General features: G+C 58.9%; 19 protein-coding genes. 7 read left to right on the top strand and 12 right to left on the bottom strand.

Translation table 11 applies throughout. The features are described 5' to 3' along the window. Positions 1-4: 4 nt before the first annotated feature. The 8 genes from ACP7BS_RS27055 to ACP7BS_RS27020 form a co-directional block, all read right to left on the bottom strand. Entirely contained in the window at positions 5-1,015 is a 1,011-nt protein-coding gene (locus ACP7BS_RS27055; RefSeq protein WP_426240560.1) for a type II secretion system F family protein, read from the bottom strand. 8 nt (positions 1,016-1,023) lie between these two features. Then, positions 1,024-2,490 (bottom strand): CpaF family protein, encoded by a 1,467-nt coding sequence (locus ACP7BS_RS27050; RefSeq protein ID WP_426240559.1) that lies wholly within the window; start codon positions 2,488-2,490, stop codon positions 1,024-1,026. 31 nt (positions 2,491-2,521) lie between these two features. Continuing rightward, complete coding sequence (locus ACP7BS_RS27045; RefSeq protein ID WP_426240558.1) at positions 2,522-3,811, bottom strand: AAA family ATPase; 1,290 nt, start codon at positions 3,809-3,811, stop codon at positions 2,522-2,524. Positions 3,812-3,841: 30 nt separating this feature from the next. Beyond that, positions 3,842-4,600, bottom strand: a complete 759-nt coding sequence (locus ACP7BS_RS27040; protein WP_426240557.1) for a CpaD family pilus assembly protein — start codon at positions 4,598-4,600, stop codon at positions 3,842-3,844. 12 nt (positions 4,601-4,612) lie between these two features. After that, positions 4,613-6,133 (bottom strand): type II and III secretion system protein family protein, encoded by a 1,521-nt coding sequence (locus ACP7BS_RS27035; RefSeq protein ID WP_426240556.1) that lies wholly within the window; start codon positions 6,131-6,133, stop codon positions 4,613-4,615. Between the two features lie 20 nt (positions 6,134-6,153). Continuing rightward, complete coding sequence (gene cpaB / locus ACP7BS_RS27030) at positions 6,154-6,966, bottom strand: Flp pilus assembly protein CpaB (protein WP_426231009.1); 813 nt, start codon at positions 6,964-6,966, stop codon at positions 6,154-6,156. Between the two features lie 176 nt (positions 6,967-7,142). After that, positions 7,143-7,655: an A24 family peptidase gene (locus ACP7BS_RS27025; protein ID WP_426240555.1), complete on the bottom strand. Its 513-nt coding sequence runs from the start codon at positions 7,653-7,655 to the stop codon at positions 7,143-7,145. Between the two features lie 193 nt (positions 7,656-7,848). Further along, a complete protein-coding gene (locus ACP7BS_RS27020) occupies positions 7,849-8,025 on the bottom strand; it encodes a Flp family type IVb pilin (protein WP_426240554.1) in 177 nt (58 codons plus the stop codon). A 315-nt stretch (positions 8,026-8,340) separates the two neighbouring features. Between ACP7BS_RS27020 and ACP7BS_RS27015 the strand changes: the two genes are divergently transcribed. The 7 genes from ACP7BS_RS27015 (at position 8,341) to ACP7BS_RS26985 (ending at position 13,968) form a co-directional block, all read left to right on the top strand. After that, positions 8,341-8,766, top strand: a complete 426-nt coding sequence (locus tag ACP7BS_RS27015; protein WP_426231006.1) for a pilus assembly protein N-terminal domain-containing protein — start codon at positions 8,341-8,343, stop codon at positions 8,764-8,766. A gap of 196 nt (positions 8,767-8,962) precedes the next feature. Next, complete coding sequence (locus ACP7BS_RS27010; protein WP_426240553.1) at positions 8,963-9,580, top strand: TadE/TadG family type IV pilus assembly protein; 618 nt, start codon at positions 8,963-8,965, stop codon at positions 9,578-9,580. Positions 9,581-9,599: 19 nt separating this feature from the next. Further along, positions 9,600-10,199 (top strand): TadE/TadG family type IV pilus assembly protein, encoded by a 600-nt coding sequence (locus ACP7BS_RS27005; protein WP_426231183.1) that lies wholly within the window; start codon positions 9,600-9,602, stop codon positions 10,197-10,199. 159 nt (positions 10,200-10,358) lie between these two features. Next, positions 10,359-11,579: a phosphopentomutase gene (locus ACP7BS_RS27000; RefSeq protein ID WP_426231004.1), complete on the top strand. Its 1,221-nt coding sequence runs from the start codon at positions 10,359-10,361 to the stop codon at positions 11,577-11,579. Then, entirely contained in the window at positions 11,576-12,544 is a 969-nt protein-coding gene (locus ACP7BS_RS26995) for an adenosine deaminase (RefSeq protein WP_426240552.1), read from the top strand. Before ACP7BS_RS27000 ends, ACP7BS_RS26995 begins: the two co-directional genes overlap by 4 nt. A gap of 109 nt (positions 12,545-12,653) precedes the next feature. Then, positions 12,654-13,283, top strand: a complete 630-nt coding sequence (gene upp, locus ACP7BS_RS26990) for a uracil phosphoribosyltransferase (protein WP_037104170.1) — start codon at positions 12,654-12,656, stop codon at positions 13,281-13,283. A 169-nt stretch (positions 13,284-13,452) separates the two neighbouring features. Beyond that, positions 13,453-13,968, top strand: coding sequence for a retropepsin-like aspartic protease family protein (locus ACP7BS_RS26985; protein ID WP_426240551.1), 516 nt, complete (start codon positions 13,453-13,455; stop codon positions 13,966-13,968). On the opposite strand, the gene deoA is transcribed toward ACP7BS_RS26985, so the two are convergent. The 4 genes from deoA to ACP7BS_RS26965 all read right to left on the bottom strand — a co-directional run bounded on the left by deoA (position 13,958) and on the right by ACP7BS_RS26965 (position 17,364). Beyond that, complete coding sequence (gene deoA / locus ACP7BS_RS26980; RefSeq protein ID WP_426240550.1) at positions 13,958-15,277, bottom strand: thymidine phosphorylase; 1,320 nt, start codon at positions 15,275-15,277, stop codon at positions 13,958-13,960. The two genes, ACP7BS_RS26985 and deoA, sit on opposite strands and share 11 nt — an antisense overlap. Next, positions 15,274-16,047 carry a deoxyribose-phosphate aldolase gene (gene deoC, locus ACP7BS_RS26975; RefSeq protein WP_426240589.1) on the bottom strand — a complete coding sequence of 258 codons (774 nt, stop codon included), beginning with the start codon at positions 16,045-16,047 and terminating at the stop codon, positions 15,274-15,276. Before deoC ends, deoA begins: the two co-directional genes overlap by 4 nt. A 136-nt stretch (positions 16,048-16,183) precedes the next feature. Further along, positions 16,184-16,975, bottom strand: a complete 792-nt coding sequence (locus ACP7BS_RS26970) for a purine-nucleoside phosphorylase (RefSeq protein WP_426240549.1) — start codon at positions 16,973-16,975, stop codon at positions 16,184-16,186. Continuing rightward, a complete protein-coding gene (locus ACP7BS_RS26965; protein WP_318415669.1) occupies positions 16,972-17,364 on the bottom strand; it encodes a cytidine deaminase in 393 nt (130 codons plus the stop codon). Before ACP7BS_RS26965 ends, ACP7BS_RS26970 begins: the two co-directional genes overlap by 4 nt. Positions 17,365-17,366 lie beyond the last annotated feature (2 nt).

The following is a 17,366-nucleotide window of genomic DNA, read 5'->3' as shown; positions in this document are numbered from 1 at the left end:
TTTCCTAGATGTCGAAGTTGATCATATTGCGCATGACCCAGATCCCGATGGACATCCACACCGCCGAACAGGCCATGATGAGGTGGCCGCGCGGGTCCGTGAACAGGATCATCATGTAGTCCGGCGAGGTCGTGTAAACCAGAAACGCAACGATGAACGGCAGTGCACCGATGATGCAGGCCGAAGCTTTTGCCTCCATGGACAACGCCTGAACCTTGGCCTTCATCTTCTTGCGTTCACGCAGCACCTTGGAAAGGTTGCCGAGTGCCTCGGAAAGATTGCCGCCGGCCTGCGCCTGGATGGCGATGACAATGGCGAAGAAATTAACCTCCGGCAGCGGGATGGTGTTGATCATGCGCGCGCATGCTTCCGGAATATTCAGGCCGATCTGCTGTGCCTCGATGATGCGCTTGAACTCCGTCTTGACCGGCTCCATGCCATCGCTGGCAATCAGCCGGATGGCATCATTCAGCGGCAGGCCCGATTTGATCGAGCGCACCATGATGTCGAGTGCATTCGGAAACTCATTCAGAAACGCTTTGGCGCGCCGCTTGACCATGAAATTGATAAACCAGCGCGGAATGCCGGTACTGCCGACCAGAAAAATTCCGGCGATCACCGGCAGCTGCATCCCGGCAATCAGCGCGAGGAAGCTGGCTACGCAGCCGAAGACCACACTGGCGATGTAAAACTGCGAGATCGAGATATTGAGGCCGGCCTGACTTAGCCTGACCTTCATACTCGGCTTCGCCTTGGCAGACTTTTCCTGCTGCTTCTTCTCGAGATCCTTCAGCGAATCCTGGACCGATTTCCGCCGTTTGGACATCTCATTCATGCGGTCGCGCGCAGCCTTGACCTGGACCCTGTCGGCCTCGGCGGATTTGACCTTGCGGACGCGGCTTTCGGCTTTCTTTTCAGTTTCGATACGCGTGAACAGAATTCCATAGGCCAGCCCAGCCGTCGAAAGCGCGACGAGAGCAACGATCGCCAGAATGGTGATGTCTATTCCGAACATGAAGACCCTCAGTCCTTTTCCATCGCATCAAGCGTCGCGGCCAGCCGTTTGTCTTCGTTGAAGTAGCGGGCGCGATCCCAAAAATGCGGCCGGCCAATACCCGTCGATTTGTGCCGGCCGATGATCTTGCCGTTGGCATCTTCGCCTTCCAGTTCGTAACGCATCAGGTCTTGGGTGATGATAACGTCGCCTTCCATACCGATCACCTCGGTGATGTGGGTGATGCGACGCGAACCATCGCGCAGACGGGCGGCCTGGATGATGACGTCGATCGAACCGGCGATGATTTCGCGTACGGTCTTTGCCGGAAGCGTAAAGCCGCCCATGGCGATCATCGATTCCATTCGGCTCAGGCATTCGCGCGGCGTGTTGGCGTGGATGGTTCCCATCGACCCGTCGTGACCGGTGTTCATTGCCTGCAACAGGTCGAACACTTCCGGTCCACGGACTTCGCCGACGATGATGCGTTCAGGCCGCATACGCAGGCAGTTCTTGATGAGATCGCGCATGGTGATCTCGCCCTCACCTTCAATGTTTGGCGGGCGGGTTTCAAGACGAACCACATGCGGCTGCTGCAGTTGAAGCTCGGCCGTGTCCTCGCAGGTGATGACGCGTTCTTCGGCATCTATGTACCCGGTCAGGCAGTTGAGGAGTGTCGTCTTGCCGGATCCGGTGCCGCCGGAGATGACGATGTTGCAACGCACCCGGCCGATGATCTGGAGAAGGACAGCACCTTCCGGCGTGATGGCGCCGAACTTGACCAACTGGTCGAGCTTCAGCTTGTCCTTCTTGAACTTACGAATGGTCAGTGCCGTGCCATCGATGGCGAGCGGCGGTGCGATGACGTTGACACGGGAGCCGTCGGGGAGACGGGCGTCGCAGATAGGCGAGGATTCATCGACGCGGCGGCCGACCTGCGAGACGATACGCTGGCAGATCGACAGCAGCTGGGCATTGTCGCGAAACCGCACTTCGGATTCAATCGTCTTGCCGTTCACTTCGATGAAGGTCTGGCCCGCGCCGTTGACCATGATATCGGCGATGTCGTCGCGTGCCAGAAGCGGTTCCAGCGGACCGTAGCCGAGAACGTCGTTGCAGATATCCTCGAGCAGCTCTTCCTGCTCGGAGATCGACATTGCGAAATTCTTGATCGTGATGATGTCATTGACGATATCGCGAATTTCCTCGCGCGCGCTCTCGTTGTCGAGCTTGGCGAGCTGCGAAAGGTCAATCGTATCGATCAACGCAGAAAATACCTGGGACTTGGTATCGTAATAATCCTCGGTACGGGCAGCCTTCTTGCGAACCGGCGGAGGAGCGGGTTGCGCCCGGGTTACAGGAATCGTTTCGCGAACCGGTTCGGCAAGGACCGGCGCGCTCGGGCGTTCGGCAACCGCCACGGACGTGGGCGGGTGCATGGCGGAGCTGATAGACCCGCCCTTTCCGAAGCCGTCGTTTCCTCGTTTACCAAACATGCGCTCAATCCGGTTTTCGTTTGACTGTCAGTTACTTGCGGCCAAGCATCCCAAGAATTTTGCCGAGGCCGCCGCTCTTTGCCTTCTTGTCTGTTGCCCGACCGGTCAGGAGATGGGCCAGTTGCGAGAAGGTCTCGGCCGTCGGCGCCTTTTTGTCGATCTCCGCGATCATCCGGCCGCTATTTGCCGCATTTCCAAAAAGAACGACGTCGAATGGAATGATGGCGACGGGCTCGACCCCCAGAGAATCGCAGAAATCGCTGGGTGAGATTTCAGGCCGTTTCGGCAACCCGACCTGATTGAGCACCAGATGCGGCATCTTGTCGTTCGGCCGGATATTCTTCAGCGAATCAAACAGGTTCTTGGCATTGCGCAGGTTGGCCAGATCGGGCACGGCTGTGATCACGACCTCGTCCGCCTCCGCCAGCACCGTACGGGTCCAGTCAGACCATTGATGCGGCACATCGAGCACGGAAACCGGGGCATTGCGCAACAGGATTTCCATCAGCGGCTGGAAGGCCGTTGCGTCGAAGTCATAGGGCCGATCGAGCATCGATGGCGCGGCCAGCAACGAAAGATGCTCGGAGCATTTCGTCAAAAGCCGATCAAGGAAAACCTCGTCGAGACGTTCCGGGGAAAAAACCGCCTCGGATATGCCCTGCGGCGGGTCTTGGTCGAAATTGATGTTGGCGGTGCCATAAGGCAGGTCGAGATCGGCCAGCACCACTTCGGTTGAAAACAGGTTGGAGATGCCCCAGGCGCAGTTATGGGCCAGCGTCGAAGAGCCGACGCCCCCCTTGGCACCGATGAAGGCGATGCTGCGTCCAAGCGGTTCGGCCTCCGGATCGACGAAGATCGTGGCGATGGCGCCAAGCACGTCGGACATGGCGACCGGAGCCACCATATATTCGGAGATGCCGTTGCGGATCAGGTCGCGATAGAGCGGGATATCGTTGTAACGGCCGATGATGATGACTTTGGTGCTGGGATCGCAGACGGCGGCCAGCGGCGCCAGTTCCTGCATCAGCGAACGTGGTTCCGTTGCCGTTTCAATGATGATCAGATTGGGCGTCGGTGTTGTAGAGAACATGTTGGCGGCAGCGGCGATCGAGCCGCTGTTGACCCTGAAGGTCACCTTGCTCATTCGCCGGTCTTGGCCGCACCGCTCCATTACCCGCTGTAAGGCTTCCGTTTCGCAGAAGGCATGCACGGAGATCCGCGGAAGCGGCCGCAAATGATCGACTTCGCTTGGGCGAACGGCATCGGAAATACCGTCACGATCGCTGGTTGGTGTCTCTATCTTGTAGTCAATCGTGCTCATGGTGTTATCCCTTCAAACCGCCCGGATGTGTCAGTTGAAGTTGAATGTGGTGCTATCGGGATCGCCACCAGAGTCTATTCCGCGGTAGTCGCTGATCACCTTGCCGCGCTGGACGGCATCGATCGGCGACATCGCGCGAGGCCCGAGCAGATCCAACGGATTGGAGATCTGTGCTGCAAGGTTAGCCTGGCTGGAGCAGCCGAAATTTTCGTAATTCTTGTTCTGGATCGTGTTGGAAACGAGATCCTTTGGCCAGTTGCCGCAAGGGCCGGTCTTGGCAGTGATTGCCGTATAGCTTAGCCGCACGGGCGCTGCGTCGCCATAGGGATCGGCCTGATAACTGACCTCGACCAACCGGCTCGCCGGTATTCCGGCTCCGACCAGAACACCACGGATGTCCTTGCGCAGTGAAGACGCGGCCTGGGCGTTGGCGGACCCGCGCGGCAGCAGAATCTGAACCGTGCCGGTGGCGGAATTGGTATAGCTCTGCGCGAAACCGCGGATGACGTCACGCGCGCCCTTCGTCAGTCGCCTGTCGCTGGACCCCACCGGTACATCGATTGCGTGTTCGGATTCGGCGATCACGATCGGGTGGCGCGTCCGGTAATCGTCAGGCAAGGCACCCGTGGACATGCCGTCCCGGTTGGCGCAGCCGGCAAGACTCGTACCCGCGACCAGCAAGGCGCCAAACGCCAGCAGGCGCGCAAATCGGATCGGGCCTGCAAACGTGTTTGGCCGCATGATCGTGTGCCTTTTCATATCGCGGTTCAGGATGATCGTCGTTGTCATGTCCGCTCCCGCCTACTTGTAAATGAAGCCGACATTGCCGTGATACTGCCCGGTGGGGGCGGCCTGACGGGTGCCGTAGATGCGATTGACTTCGCCGAGAAATGCGCTGGACAGATCGTCGGTCGGATTGAAATTGTCATCCGGACGCGACAGGTCGCCGCGCGCTACCGGCTGAACCAGGTAAGGCGTCGCGATGATGACCAATTCGGTCTCGTTGCGAATGAAATCTTTCGAGCGGAACAGCGTACCGAAAATCGGAATTTTCGAGGCGCCGGGAAGACCGGACATCGCCTGGCGGATATCGTCCTGTACCAGACCGCCGATCACGATAGAGCCGCCGGACGGAAGCTCAACGCTGGTCGAGGCCTTGCGGCGGCGGATCGACATATAGGTCTGGCCGGGGACATTGACTGCGTTGCCGTTGACGACCGATCCCTCGAATGTGGGCTCGGAAACCTCCGTCGCGATTTCCAGGCTGATACGGCCTGGCCCGAGCACAACCGGCGTGAAATCCAGCCCGATGCCATACTCGACGGTTTCCACGGTTCTCTTCAACACACCCTTTTCGTCGATTTCCTGCTCGGATGGCAGACGATACTCGCCGCCGACGGAGAAGCTGGCCTTCTTGCCGGAAATCGCCGTTAGGCTGGGCTCCGCCAGCGTGCGCATCACGCCGGCCTGCTCCATGGCGTTGAAATAGCTGGCGAAGCCCATCGAACCCGAACCGATGGCGCCACTGATCTGGGAGGCGAAAGCATTGACTGCATTGCCGAGGTTTGCCGGATTGCGGAAGGTGATACCGTTACCGCTGGTCGAGCTTTTGATCGAGCCGCTAAAGCCAAGCTGCTTGAGCACCTGGCGCGAGACCTCGGCCACCGTCACCTTGAGCATCACCTGGTCCTCACCGTCGATCCGGAGAAGATTGACGATCTGCGAAACCTGACGGCGCTCGGCAAAGATGTCCGCGTCGCCGTTATTGCCTTGTGCGGTAATATTGCGCGTGGTGGCCTCACCGCCCTTGATAAAGGCGCTGGCGAGTTCCTCGACACGGGTGGAGTCCAAGGGTGTACGAACGGTACCCGTCAGAACGATGTTGTCCGAGATGATTTCAACTTTGATATCGGAATCGGGTAGAAAACGCCTGAGATTGGCTTCGAGGCCGGAAATATCGCGCTCGATCTCCAGATCGAGGCTGACGATTTCCTCGCCGCCCGGTCCGAACACGAAGATATTGGTCTGGCCAACCGCTTTTCCGAACAGGTAGATCCGGCGGGAGGTTCGTGTAACGGCATCCGCAAGCGCCGGATCGGCAACAAGGATATCGTGCGCGTCCCTCGGCAGATCGATAACCACGGCCTTGTTAAGTCCCAGCTTGATGGTTTTCTTGACGCCCGGTCCGCTATCGACGATGCGCACCAGCGACTGTGACGCGGCTTCGGCGACAAAGACCCCGGCCGGCAAACCCGAAAAAGCCAGGCAAAAGACCAGTCCGCCGGCGACAGAGCTCCGAAACTTGTTGTCGATCCGCTTCACGTTCCGCTCCCGCTCACATATCATTTCGCTTGCCCCATGGATGAGCTGTCATCGCTCTTGACGATAGAGCCCGACTTGATGACCTGAATTGACGGCCGCCCATCGCCGCTCAGCAGATAATCGGCCCCGATCGTATCCGGCTCCTGTGCGTCGGCAACGCTACGCAGGACCAGCGACAGGCGTTCGGCCATTTGCTGGGCAACCGTCATCACCTTCGACTGATCCGGCGTCAGCTCGAGTGTGGCGGTCGTTCCAACCACCGACTTGGACCCGTCTTCCTTTTCTTCGACCTGCTGGTCGATGGCGAGTACGCGGACGTTGCTGAGAACGGTTTCGGTCAGGAAATTGTCCTGGTCCTTGCGAACCATGATGACGTCAACGCGGTCGTTCGGAAGGATGAACCCGCCGGCGCCGGTGGCAACGGTAATTTCGGTGGCGACAGCGCGCTTGCCGGCCGGCAATAGCGACGACATGATGCGGCTCGACGAATCGGCGATTTTTTCCTGACGCAGCGGTTCACCGTTGAAAATGGGCAGGCGAACGACGACACCCTGGAGATCGGCGACGGCATTCGGACGGAGTTCTTCGGTGATCAGGCCCTCGACGACACCATCCTTGGGCCAGGAGATCCAGTGCACGGCATCAGGACTGAGCCTCGATCCCACCGGCAAGCTCTTGCTGGCGACCAAAACGTTGACGGTCGGTTCACGCTCGATCACCGGCTGGGCTGTGCTGATCACGGTCTTGCCGCTGGTCAGCTTGAGTGCCAGGAACCCGGCCAGTCCCGCCGATGCGACAGCCACTGCCAGAATAATAACGCGCACCGGTTTCATGATCTTTCCCTGCGGCCCAGAATATGCCCGCTGCAGATTGATCAGGAATTGGTGTAATTATAGTTAACGGACCACTTACATTCGTGGTTAACAAATGATTTGCGCCAGAAAGGCACGTCGGTCGCGCCTCTTGTGTCACAAGACGGACAGTAAAGCGTCAGGATGGTACGAAGAGATTAACGCAGCTGCGCGAGCGCGGCCATCATCAGCGGCGAGGAAGGATAGGCGAGGAAGCCGCCAAGCCCAATAGCAATGCCGTAGGGAATTTTATTGGCTGTGAACAGAAGGTGCGGTACCGGAAGACCGGCAGCGAGAATGGTGTTTTCTTGCTTGCGCAGCATCAGGATCAGGATAGTCAGGACGCCGCCGAAGAACGACACGTAGATGAGAAACTCAATCAATGAACTGTTAAATCCAAACCAGACGGCGCTGGCCGTCAACAGTTTGGCATCACCGCCACCCATGACGTTCAGCGCGAAAAGTGTAAAACACCCAGCAAAGACGATCAGGCCCATGGCAAGGTGTAGGCCAATGATCGATAAGCTGAAACCAGCCGCAGGAGCTATCAGGATAAATGCACCCAGTAAAATGGCCGATACGCGGTTCGGGATGGTCATCGTAAAAAGATCGGAGAACGCAGCGATCGCCAGGCACAGCGGGAATATGACAAAAATGGCGGCTACGGTCATGTACGCATATCCGGTTTTCTATTTTTTTGACGATCTAACCTTCAACATTGCAGGCTTCGTCAAATACCTTAATTGATCGACTTAAAGACATATCAGTCATCGAATTGGCGCCAAGCGTGGGCTAAGACAAAGAAACCGCCTTTTGGAGAAGGCGGTTTCTGACATAGATTATTGAGCGATCTGTACCTGACTACTACTTGGCAGCAGCGTCCAAGTGCGTCGAAAGATTCGTGAACTGCGTATTAAGATGGGTACCGAGCGCCGTGGCGCCGGTGATCAGGGCAACGGAGATGAGAGCGGCAATCAGGCCGTATTCGATCGCGGTAGCGCCGGACTCATCCTTCATGAAACGTGCAAAAATCTTGGTCATGGTATCTCTCCTACTTCACTTGTTTGTTCAGCACTTCCGCCAACTGTTTCCGTTGATCGGATGAGCAAACCCTACAGAGGGTGAATTTCAATTGGCTTAAAGAAAAGAGTTACCGACATGTTAACGGTTGACACCATATTTCATGGTAAAAACAACGGTAACGCAAAGTATAAAATGCTATTTCCGTCCGGGAGTCGCGATGTCTGACGGATACGTGCACGCTGAACGACCTTGGAGCGCCAAGGAAGGCACGGATTTAACGCTTCATTCACCAAAACAGTGGATGCTGGGGCATCGCATCATCAGGAAACCGCCATGAATTTGCAAAACACAGCCATCGGCGCCCGGTCGCTGACAACGGCCTTCGCAATTCTGGTTTTTACCCATTCGTTATTGGTGCGCCCGGCCGTTGCTGCCGACGAAATGCTCAACGTTTTCATGAACCAGGCGCGGGTGCTCAAGCTTGACCGGCCCGTAAGCAAGGTGATCATCGGCAATTCCGACGTCGCCGACGCCACTGTTGCCGATGCAAAAACAATCGTTCTGACCGGGCGTTCCTTCGGAACCACGAACCTCGTCATTCTCGATACCGATGGAAATGCCATCGTTGACGAGCGCATTCTGGTCTCGATCGATGAAGGAAACACCGTACGCGTCTTCCGCCAGACGGTCCGCTCCGTGCTTTCATGCACCCCCAATTGCGAAGAGCACGCAACCCAAAAGACAGCCACTGCAAACTGAGGGACTGCGTCACCGAACGGACCAGTTGTGAGTAGCGGAAACGACGGCATGTAATTCGGATGGGAGGCAAGATCTGGCCACCAATTCTTATCATCCGGTAAGTGTTTCCATTCAAATTATCATCGTCCTTGCATACGAAATATCAACAGTCGCTTCCTAATGTGCCTCATCGTATGGCGCATTGCGGAATGGCGAAATGTTCAACAACCATGATGAAGACGTCACGGCCGGTCAGATTGACGGGCCTGCGCACAGTAAACGCAATCGGGGCCTGTTGCGGCGTCTGTTCAAAGACAAATCCGGAACATCGGCGATTGAATTCGCGCTTCTCGCTTTGCCTTTCATGGTCATCGTTTTCGCCTCTCTTGAAACGTTTGCGGCATTCACGGGAGAGCAACTTCTCGCCAACGCCACGGAAACGATGGCTCGCAAGGTGCGAACCGGCCAGATCACCTCGTCGATGACCCAGGAAGACTTTCGCCGAGCTTTTTGCGCCGAGATTTCCGTTCTCATGACCTGCTCTGCAACCGAAGCCAAAACACCGTCGAAACTGTTTATCGACGTGCGGAGCTTCGCGGATTTCTCCAAAATTCCAAGCACTCTCCCACGAAAAAATGGCGATCTTGATACAGACAGCTTCCAGTTCAACCCAGGTGGGCCGACGACGATCACCATAGTGCGCGCCTACTATCGCTGGGAAGTCATCACCGACCTTGTACGCCCCTACATTACCAATTTGCGCCCGGCTGGGAGCAGCATGCCGAAAGACTACCTGATGGTGGCAACGGCCGCCTTCCGCACAGAAAGCTACTGAGGAGCAGGCTATGAAGGCCATGGGTTATCATAGAGCATTGCTCTCCTGGAAGCTGGAGGCTTTCAGGGCTTTTTGGCGCGACCGGAAGGGAACGGGTGCGATCGAATTCGCGATCATCGCCCCGTTGCTGATCATGGCCTATATCGGTTGTTTCGAAATCTCGGTCGGCTTCAACGTCTCCCGAAAAGTCTCCCGCGCCTCAAGCACGGTGGCGGACGTGCTGACACAAATGCAAAGTGTCGATAAGGCCAGTCTCGACGGCATGAAAGCCGTCGCCAAAAGCGTCATGTCACCATTCGAGTTAAACGATAAAACATACACGCTGAAGATGACCGGCATCCAGATGACGGCGCCAGGCGTCGGCGTCGTGAACTGGTCCTATGACCAAGCAGGCACTGCCCCCTACAAGGCCGGCTCGACCGTCATAATGCCAAGCGATATCTCAGCCGTTAACACCTTCATCGTCCGGTCGGAGCTGGTTGTTCCACACGAAATACTGCTCTTTGCACCGGGGCTCTCTAAAAACACTTTGAACACCGTCGATATCTCCAAAACCTCCTATTTCCGCCAGCGTGTCGGTACCGAGATAAAATGCAGCGATTGCCCTGCGTTTAAGTAAAATTCTGCCACCACCGCCTGAGCGGACATCCGGCAAACATCTGGCCATTTGCAATATGCACGGCCTCGGCGTATTTCTGCGCGCTTTCATCTCCGCTGTGACCGTGTGAGATGAAAACTATATTTGTTCTGTCGCTCCGGCAGCATTACTGGGTGGTTCATGGCGCGTGCCTTTCTGTTCGTTCTTGATTCCTTCGGCATCGGCGGGGCGCCGGACGCTGCCGAATTTGGCGATGATGGCGCCGACACGCTCGGCCATATCGCCGAATTCTGTGCGGCTGGCGCGGGTGACCGGGAAGGCTTGCGCGAAGGACCGCTAACGCTTCCCAACATGTCGGCGCTTGGCCTGCTGCATGCTGCAAAACTTGCCAACAAACGCCTGCCCGCCGGCATGCCGCTGCCGGAACGGGTCTTCGGGCTCTATGGGGCCGCCAGCGAAGTCTCGCGCGGTAAGGACACGCCCTCCGGACACTGGGAGATCGCTGGAACGCCGGTCACTTTCGATTGGGGTTACTTCCCCGCCGAGGGCGACGCCTTTCCACCGGAACTGGTCGAAGCGATCTGCCGTGAAGGCGACGTTCCGGGCATCCTCGGCAATTGCCATGCTTCGGGCACCGACATCATCGCCCGATATGGCGAGGAACATATGCGGACCGGCAAGCCGATCTGCTACACCTCGTCGGATTCGGTTTTTCAGATCGCGGCACACGAACAGTCCTTCGGACTGGAACGGCTGCTTGAATTTTGCCAGACGGTGCGGCGTTTGCTCGACGACTACAATATCGGTCGCGTCATCGCGCGGCCGTTCGTCGGCACGACGCCCAGAGATTTTGCCCGCACCGGAAACCGCCGCGACTATTCCGTCCTGCCGCCGGAACCGACGCTGCTGGACAGGCTGAAAGAGGCGGGCCGAACCGTTCACGCCGTCGGCAAGATCGCCGATATCTTCGCCCATCAGGGGATCGGCCGGATGATCAAGGCGAATGGCAATATGGAGCTGTTCGAGGCGACGCTGAAAGCCATGGACGAAGCCGAGGACGGTGATCTGGTTTTCACCAACTTTGTCGATTTCGACATGCTCTTCGGCCATCGCCGTGACGTGCCGGGTTATGCCGCCGCCCTTGAGGCCTTCGACCAGCGCCTTCCCGATCTGGATCGCAAGCTGAAACCCGGCGACATCGTCATATTGACCGCCGACCATGGCTGCGATCCGACCTGGCGCGGCACCGACCACACGCGCGAACGCGTGCCCATCCTTGTCTTCGGTCCGGGCATCCGCACCCGCTCGATCGGCGTGCTGCCAAGCTTTGCCGATATCGGCGAAACGATTGCCAAGCATCTGGGCCTTGCACCAGGCCTCCATGGGAGAAGTTTTCTGTGACCGCATATCTGAAGAAGGCCGAGCTGCATTGCCATATCGAAGGTGCGGCCCAACCGGGGCTCGCCCTGATCCTGGCACGAAAATACAATGTCGATATCAGTGGCATCATCAAGGACGGGGCATACCTCTGGGCGGACTTCACCCAGTTCCTCAAATGCTATGACGCCGTTGCCGAGCTTTTTCGTAGCGAAGAGGACTATGCGCTTCTGGCCGAAACCTATCTGACGGAACTGGCAGCCGCAGGCACGATCTACAGCGAAATCATCGTTTCCCCTGACCACGGCAATACGATCGGCATCGGCAGCGACGCCTACATCCGTGGGCTTGCTGCCGGTATCGAGGCTGCCAAGCAAAAGACCGGCATCGAAGGCCGGATGATCATCACCATTATCCGGCATATGGGACCGGAAGCGGCGGAGCGCACCGCGCTCTACGCAGCCAAGCGCGACCATCCGCTGGTCACCGGCTTCAACCTTGCGGGCGACGAACGCATGCATACGGTCGCCGACTTCTCCCGTGCTTTCGATATCGCCCGGGATTGCGGTCTTGGCCTGACCATCCATGCCGGCGAGATGGCCGGTGCCTTCAGCGTGCGCGATGCGCTCGATCATGTGCGCCCCTCGCGGATCAGCCACGGCGTCCGTGCCATCGAGGACGCGGATCTCGTCAGGCGGATCGCCGATGAAGGCGTGGTGCTCGAAACCTGCCCTGGCTCCAACGTGTCGCTGCAGGTCTTTCCGGACTTTGCCTCGCATCCGCTGCGCGCGCTCTACGAAGCCGGCTGCCGGGTGACGCTCAATTCGGACGACCCGCCGTTCTTCCATACGTCGCTGAAACAGGAATACGAGATCGCCTCACAGGTAATGGGTTTTTCCGACGACGAGATCAACGGCATGACGCGCACAGCGATCGAGGCTGCCTTTGTCGATGAGCCGACGCGCACGCGCCTCCTGGCTTCTCTTTAGAGGCCGCTCTACTGGGGATGACACCGGAAAGCGACGCTCGGGCCTTGCGGCATCTCGCCTTTCCGTGAAAAAAGGATTTCAAATCCAGATCCCGCAGGAGGGCTTGGCCATGGACGGCGTTACAGTCATCAATCACCCGCTTGTTCAGCACAAGCTGACCATCATGCGCAAGAAGGAGACCTCGACAGCGGGGTTTCGCCGCTTGCTGCGCGAAATCTCGACATTGCTCTGCTACGAGGTCACCCGCGACCTCGAACTGACGATGGAAACCATCGAAACGCCGATGCAGACGATCCAGGCGCCGGTGCTCGAGGGCAAGAAGCTGGTTTTCGCCTCCATCCTGCGTGCCGGCAACGGCTTGCTGGAGGGGATGCTGGAACTGGTTCCTTCCGCCCGCGTCTCGCATGTCGGAGTCTACCGGGATCATGAAACATTGGAAGCCGTCGAGTATTATTTCAAGGCACCGGAAGCCATGTCCGAACGACTCGTCATCGTCGTCGATCCGATGCTGGCGACCGGAAATTCCTCGATCGCAGCCATCGACAAGCTGAAGGAGCGGGGCGCAAAGAACCTGCGTTTCCTCTGCCTGCTGGCCGCGCCCGAAGGCATCAAGAATTTTCAGGCCGCACATCCGGACGTGCCGATCTTTACCGCTTCGATCGATAGCCATCTCAACGAGCAGGGCTATATCGTGCCCGGCCTCGGCGATGCCGGCGACCGGATGTATGGGACGAAGTAAGCCAAACGGCTGGCCATTCCCGGCGGGCCGCCGACCAGACACGTCTTGCCGGTTCCTTAACCAGTTTCACAATTCGACACGCGGCCGCCGGAAAATCCGGCGGCTTTTTGCACCCCGTTAGCGGGTGTCGTGCTTAGCTGCGGAGAGGTTTTGGGTGTGGAGTTGATCAATGCTGGTTCGCATGGCTGTCTTCGCCGGAGGCATCGTTGCCGCTGCCATGGTGCTGCCAGGGCTTGCGACCTCCTATCTTGAGCGCCCGCAGGCCGACACTGCTGCCAAACCGGCCCAGACTAGCGCGGCAAAATATGCGGGCGGCAACGGCGTCATCATGCAGCCGGGTCCAGGCGGACATTTCCTTGGTACATTTACCATCAACGGACGCAAGGCCGACGGTATGGTCGATACCGGCGCCAGCATGATCGCCATCAACATATCGACGGCGCGAAAACTGGGCATCTCGACAGGGTCACTCTCCTTCACCGCCAGAGCCAATACCGCAAACGGCATCGTCAAGGGGGCTTCCGTCATGCTGGACCGTGTCGAGATCGGCACGATCACGGTCAAGGACGTCGAGGCGATGGTTTTGCCCGACAAATCGCTGTCGGGCATGCTGGTCGGCATGAGTTTTCTCAACAAGCTCTCGTCCTACCGGGTCGAGAACGGCGCATTGCACCTTACCCGCTGATTTTGGAAACGATCACCGGCCGCTCAGGCAATGTGTCGTTACCGATCGCATAGATATCCTGCAGCCGGGCACGCGCCTTCAATGCCTGATCTTCGCTGGAGGCATGGACGAATGCGAAGGGCTCGCCCTTTTCGACCTTGCTCCCAAGCTGCTTCAGGCCGCTGAAACCGACCCTGTGATCGATCGCTTCGTCCGGCCTTGTGCGGCCACCCCCGAGCGCAATGACTTCCATCCCGACATCGCGGGCATTGCAGGATTGAAGATAACCATCACGTGGCGCTTCGACGGGGAGAATAACCGGCGCCTTGACCAGATAGGCCTGGGGCCGATCGATGAAATCGGCAGGCCCGCCCAGCATATGGACCATGCGGCCAAAGCGCTCCAGTGCAGCACCCGATAGCAATGCTCGCCGGGCAAGATCGGCGCCCTCGGTGGGGCTGGCAGCAACGCCGGAAGTCATCAGCATTTCGGCGGCAAAGGTCATCACCACCGCTTCCAGGCGGGTTCCGGCTTTTTCTCCGCGCAGGAAGGCGATGCAGTTTTCGATTTCGACGGCATTGCCGGCAGCATCGGCCAGAGGTTCGTTCATATCGGTGATCAGCGCCGTCGTCTTGACACCGGCGCCATTGGCGACGCCAACCAGCGAGCGGGCCAGCGTCTCCGCCTCCTCCAGCCCGACCATGAAGGCACCGTTGCCGATCTTGACGTCGAGCACCAGCGACTGCAGGCCAGCGGCGAGTTTCTTCGACAGGATCGAGGCGGTGATCAGCGGCACGGAATCGACCGTCGCCGTCACGTCACGAATGGCGTAAAGCCGCCGGTCGGCAGGTGCGAGATCGGCAGTCTGGCCGATGATGGCACAGCCGGCTTCCTGAACGGTCCGGCGAAACAGCGCTTCGGAAGGCTTGATATCGTAGCCTGGGATTGCTTCCAGCTTGTCGAGCGTGCCACCGGTATGGCCAAGGCCGCGGCCGGAAATCATCGGCACCGCAAGCCCGCATGCGGCGACGATCGGTGCAAGCATCAGGGAAACATTGTCGCCGACCCCGCCGGTCGAGTGCTTGTCGGCGATGGGATGGCCGATATCCGCCCAGGACAGCACATCGCCGCTGTCGCGCATGGCAAGCGTCAGCGCCACGGTTTCCTCAAGGCTCATTCCGGAGAACCACACGGCCATGGCAAAGGCCGCCACCTGCCCTTCGGAGATCGATCCATCGGTCAGGCCACGGATGAAACCGGCGATGTCCACACTCTCCAGCGCTTCGCCGTTCCGCTTTCGCCGGATGGCCTCCTGCGGGATCATGATCAATAGGCCGTCGCGCCGGCGACGGGTTCGCGGCCGTCGAGCACCGAGAGAATGTCGCCCAGCAGGCCGGAGGCGCCGAAGCGGAACGTCGAGGGCATCGGCCAGTCAGGACTGTGGATGGTGGCGGCGAGAGTGAGATACAGGCGGGCATCGCCGACGGTACGAACGCCACCGGCCGGCTTGAAGCCAACCTTGCGGCCGCTTTCGCGAATGCAGGTCAGCATGATATCCGCCGCCTCCAGCGTCGCGTTGACAGCGACCTTGCCGGTCGATGTCTTGATGAAATCGGCGCCTTCCTGAATGGCGATATGGGAGGCGCTGCGGATCAGGCCGCGATCCTTCATTTCACCGGTCTCCAGAATGGTCTTGAGCAGGACGGGCGCCGGGAAAGCCTGCCGGACGGCGGAGATCATCGTGCGAACAGCCTGCTCGTCGCCGGCCATGAAGGCGCGATAGGGGATGACCAGGTCGATCTCGTCGGCGCCATCGGCAATCGCCTGCTGCGTTTCAGCGACGACGGTTTCGACCGGCAATTCACCTGAGGGGAAATTGACGACCGTTGCGATCTTGACCGCGCTGTTAGGTCCAAGAATTTCGCGGGCCTGAGCCACAAAACGCGGCCAGATGCAGATGGCCGCAGTATGTCCATGCGGCGTGCGGGCGGACGCGCAGAGTTTCTCAATGGCCTCAGATGTGCAGTCGTCCGTCAGGTCGGTGAGATCGAGCAGTGATAGCGCAAGTGAGGCTATCTGACGATTGGAAGCTTCGAGCATCATGGGGTCCGTCCATTTCTAGATCGCGATCAATCGTGAGCGGAGCTGCGGCCGGTCACGAACGGTTGTTCTATACGCTTGAGACGGTCGCGCAAACCCGTCTTGGGCGCTGGCAATGGCGCGAAGCCCGATCGAGCTATACTGAGATCATTTCCGCAAGGATTGAAGCCAGCCGACGGCCGCCGATCGGGGCCATGTCCTTGGTTTCGTGATGGCTGAGTTCGCCACCCGTCATGCCCGCGCCAAAGTTGGTGATGACGGAGGCGGCCGCAACCTTCAAGCCGAAGAACCGGGCGAGAATGACTTCCGGCACGGTCGACATGCCAACCGCATCGGCACCGAGAATGCGGGCCATGCGGATTTCGGCCGGCGTTTCGAAATTCGGGCCGGAGAACCACATATAGACGCCGGAACCGAGCGGGATATCCAGCTTGATCGCCGCAGCGCGCATGCGCTCCGTCAATTCCGGATCATAGGCCGATGTCAGGCCGACGAAACGGTCGTCGCTATCGACGCCGATCAGCGGGCTGGTGCCGGAGAAATTGATGTGATCGGTGATCTGCATTACCGAGCCCGGCGGCAGGTCTTCGCGCAGCGAACCGGCCGAATTGGTGAGGATCAGCGTTTCGACGCCCAGCGCTTTCAGCGTTTCGATCGGCGTGCGCATCGCATTGGCATCGCCACGTTCATAAAAATGCACCCGGCCGGACAGGACGATGACCGGGACGCCACCAATCCTTCCCGCGACCAGTTCACCGGCATGGCCTGACACGGCGCTGACCGGAAAGCCTGGAATGTCCGCATAGGAAATCCGCAAGGGATCAGCCACGGCCTCGACCAGCGATCCGAGGCCGGAGCCGAGCACGATGCCGTAACGGGGCGGCAGGCCGGCAAGCTTGGCCTTCAGCATATCAGCGGCGGCCGTCATCCGAGGATATCCGTTTCGAAGGAGTGCGGCAGCAGGTCTGACATCGACAGCGTCTTCTTCACACCGCTTTCGTCGCAGAGGAAAATGCGGGTGCTGGCGCCGGAAAACTCGGCAAGCCGTTGGCGACAGCCGCCGCAGGGCGGGCAGAGCGCCAGTTTCTCGGCAATGACGGCAACCTCGACGATCTTGCGCTGACCGGCCATAACCATGTGGCTGATCGCAGTCGTCTCAGCACACCAGCCCTCCGGAAAGGACAGGTTCTCGATATTGGCGCCGGTGTAGATCTTGCCATCCTCGGCGCGGATGGCCGCGCCGACGGGGAATTTAGAATAGGGCGCATGGGCTTTCGCCATGGCCTCGCGAGCCGCCTCGAAAAGTTCGTTTTCCATGG

The sequence above is a fragment of the Pararhizobium sp. DWP1-1-3 genome, assembly GCF_049896125.1.
Taxonomy (GTDB): Bacteria; Pseudomonadota; Alphaproteobacteria; order Rhizobiales; family Rhizobiaceae; genus Pararhizobium.
This window is presented reverse-complemented; position numbering and strand designations above follow the sequence as displayed.

Bases quoted from the DNA above. Each gene is read 5' to 3' on its own strand.
- ACP7BS_RS27020 (WP_426240554.1), bottom strand. From the start codon at position 8,025: ATGACCAAGATTTTTGCACGTTTCATGAAGGATGAGTCCGGCGCTACC.
- ACP7BS_RS26965 (WP_318415669.1), bottom strand. From the start codon at position 17,364: ATGGAAAACGAACTTTTCGAGGCGGCTCGCGAGGCCATGGCGAAAGCC.
- ACP7BS_RS27000 (WP_426231004.1), top strand. From the start codon at position 10,359: ATGGCGCGTGCCTTTCTGTTCGTTCTTGATTCCTTCGGCATCGGCGGG.
- upp (WP_037104170.1), top strand. From the start codon at position 12,654: ATGGACGGCGTTACAGTCATCAATCACCCGCTTGTTCAGCACAAGCTG.
- ACP7BS_RS27040 (WP_426240557.1), bottom strand. From the start codon at position 4,600: ATGACAACGACGATCATCCTGAACCGCGATATGAAAAGGCACACGATC.
- cpaB (WP_426231009.1), bottom strand. From the start codon at position 6,966: ATGAAACCGGTGCGCGTTATTATTCTGGCAGTGGCTGTCGCATCGGCG.
- ACP7BS_RS27015 (WP_426231006.1), top strand. From the start codon at position 8,341: ATGAATTTGCAAAACACAGCCATCGGCGCCCGGTCGCTGACAACGGCC.
- ACP7BS_RS26970 (WP_426240549.1), bottom strand. From the start codon at position 16,975: ATGACGGCCGCCGCTGATATGCTGAAGGCCAAGCTTGCCGGCCTGCCG.
- ACP7BS_RS27010 (WP_426240553.1), top strand. From the start codon at position 8,963: ATGTTCAACAACCATGATGAAGACGTCACGGCCGGTCAGATTGACGGG.
- ACP7BS_RS27055 (WP_426240560.1), bottom strand. From the start codon at position 1,015: ATGTTCGGAATAGACATCACCATTCTGGCGATCGTTGCTCTCGTCGCG.
- ACP7BS_RS26985 (WP_426240551.1), top strand. From the start codon at position 13,453: ATGCTGGTTCGCATGGCTGTCTTCGCCGGAGGCATCGTTGCCGCTGCC.
- ACP7BS_RS27045 (WP_426240558.1), bottom strand. From the start codon at position 3,811: ATGAGCACGATTGACTACAAGATAGAGACACCAACCAGCGATCGTGAC.
- deoC (WP_426240589.1), bottom strand. From the start codon at position 16,047: ATGCTCGAAGCTTCCAATCGTCAGATAGCCTCACTTGCGCTATCACTG.
- ACP7BS_RS27025 (WP_426240555.1), bottom strand. From the start codon at position 7,655: ATGACCGTAGCCGCCATTTTTGTCATATTCCCGCTGTGCCTGGCGATC.
- ACP7BS_RS27050 (WP_426240559.1), bottom strand. From the start codon at position 2,490: ATGTTTGGTAAACGAGGAAACGACGGCTTCGGAAAGGGCGGGTCTATC.
- ACP7BS_RS27005 (WP_426231183.1), top strand. From the start codon at position 9,600: ATGGGTTATCATAGAGCATTGCTCTCCTGGAAGCTGGAGGCTTTCAGG.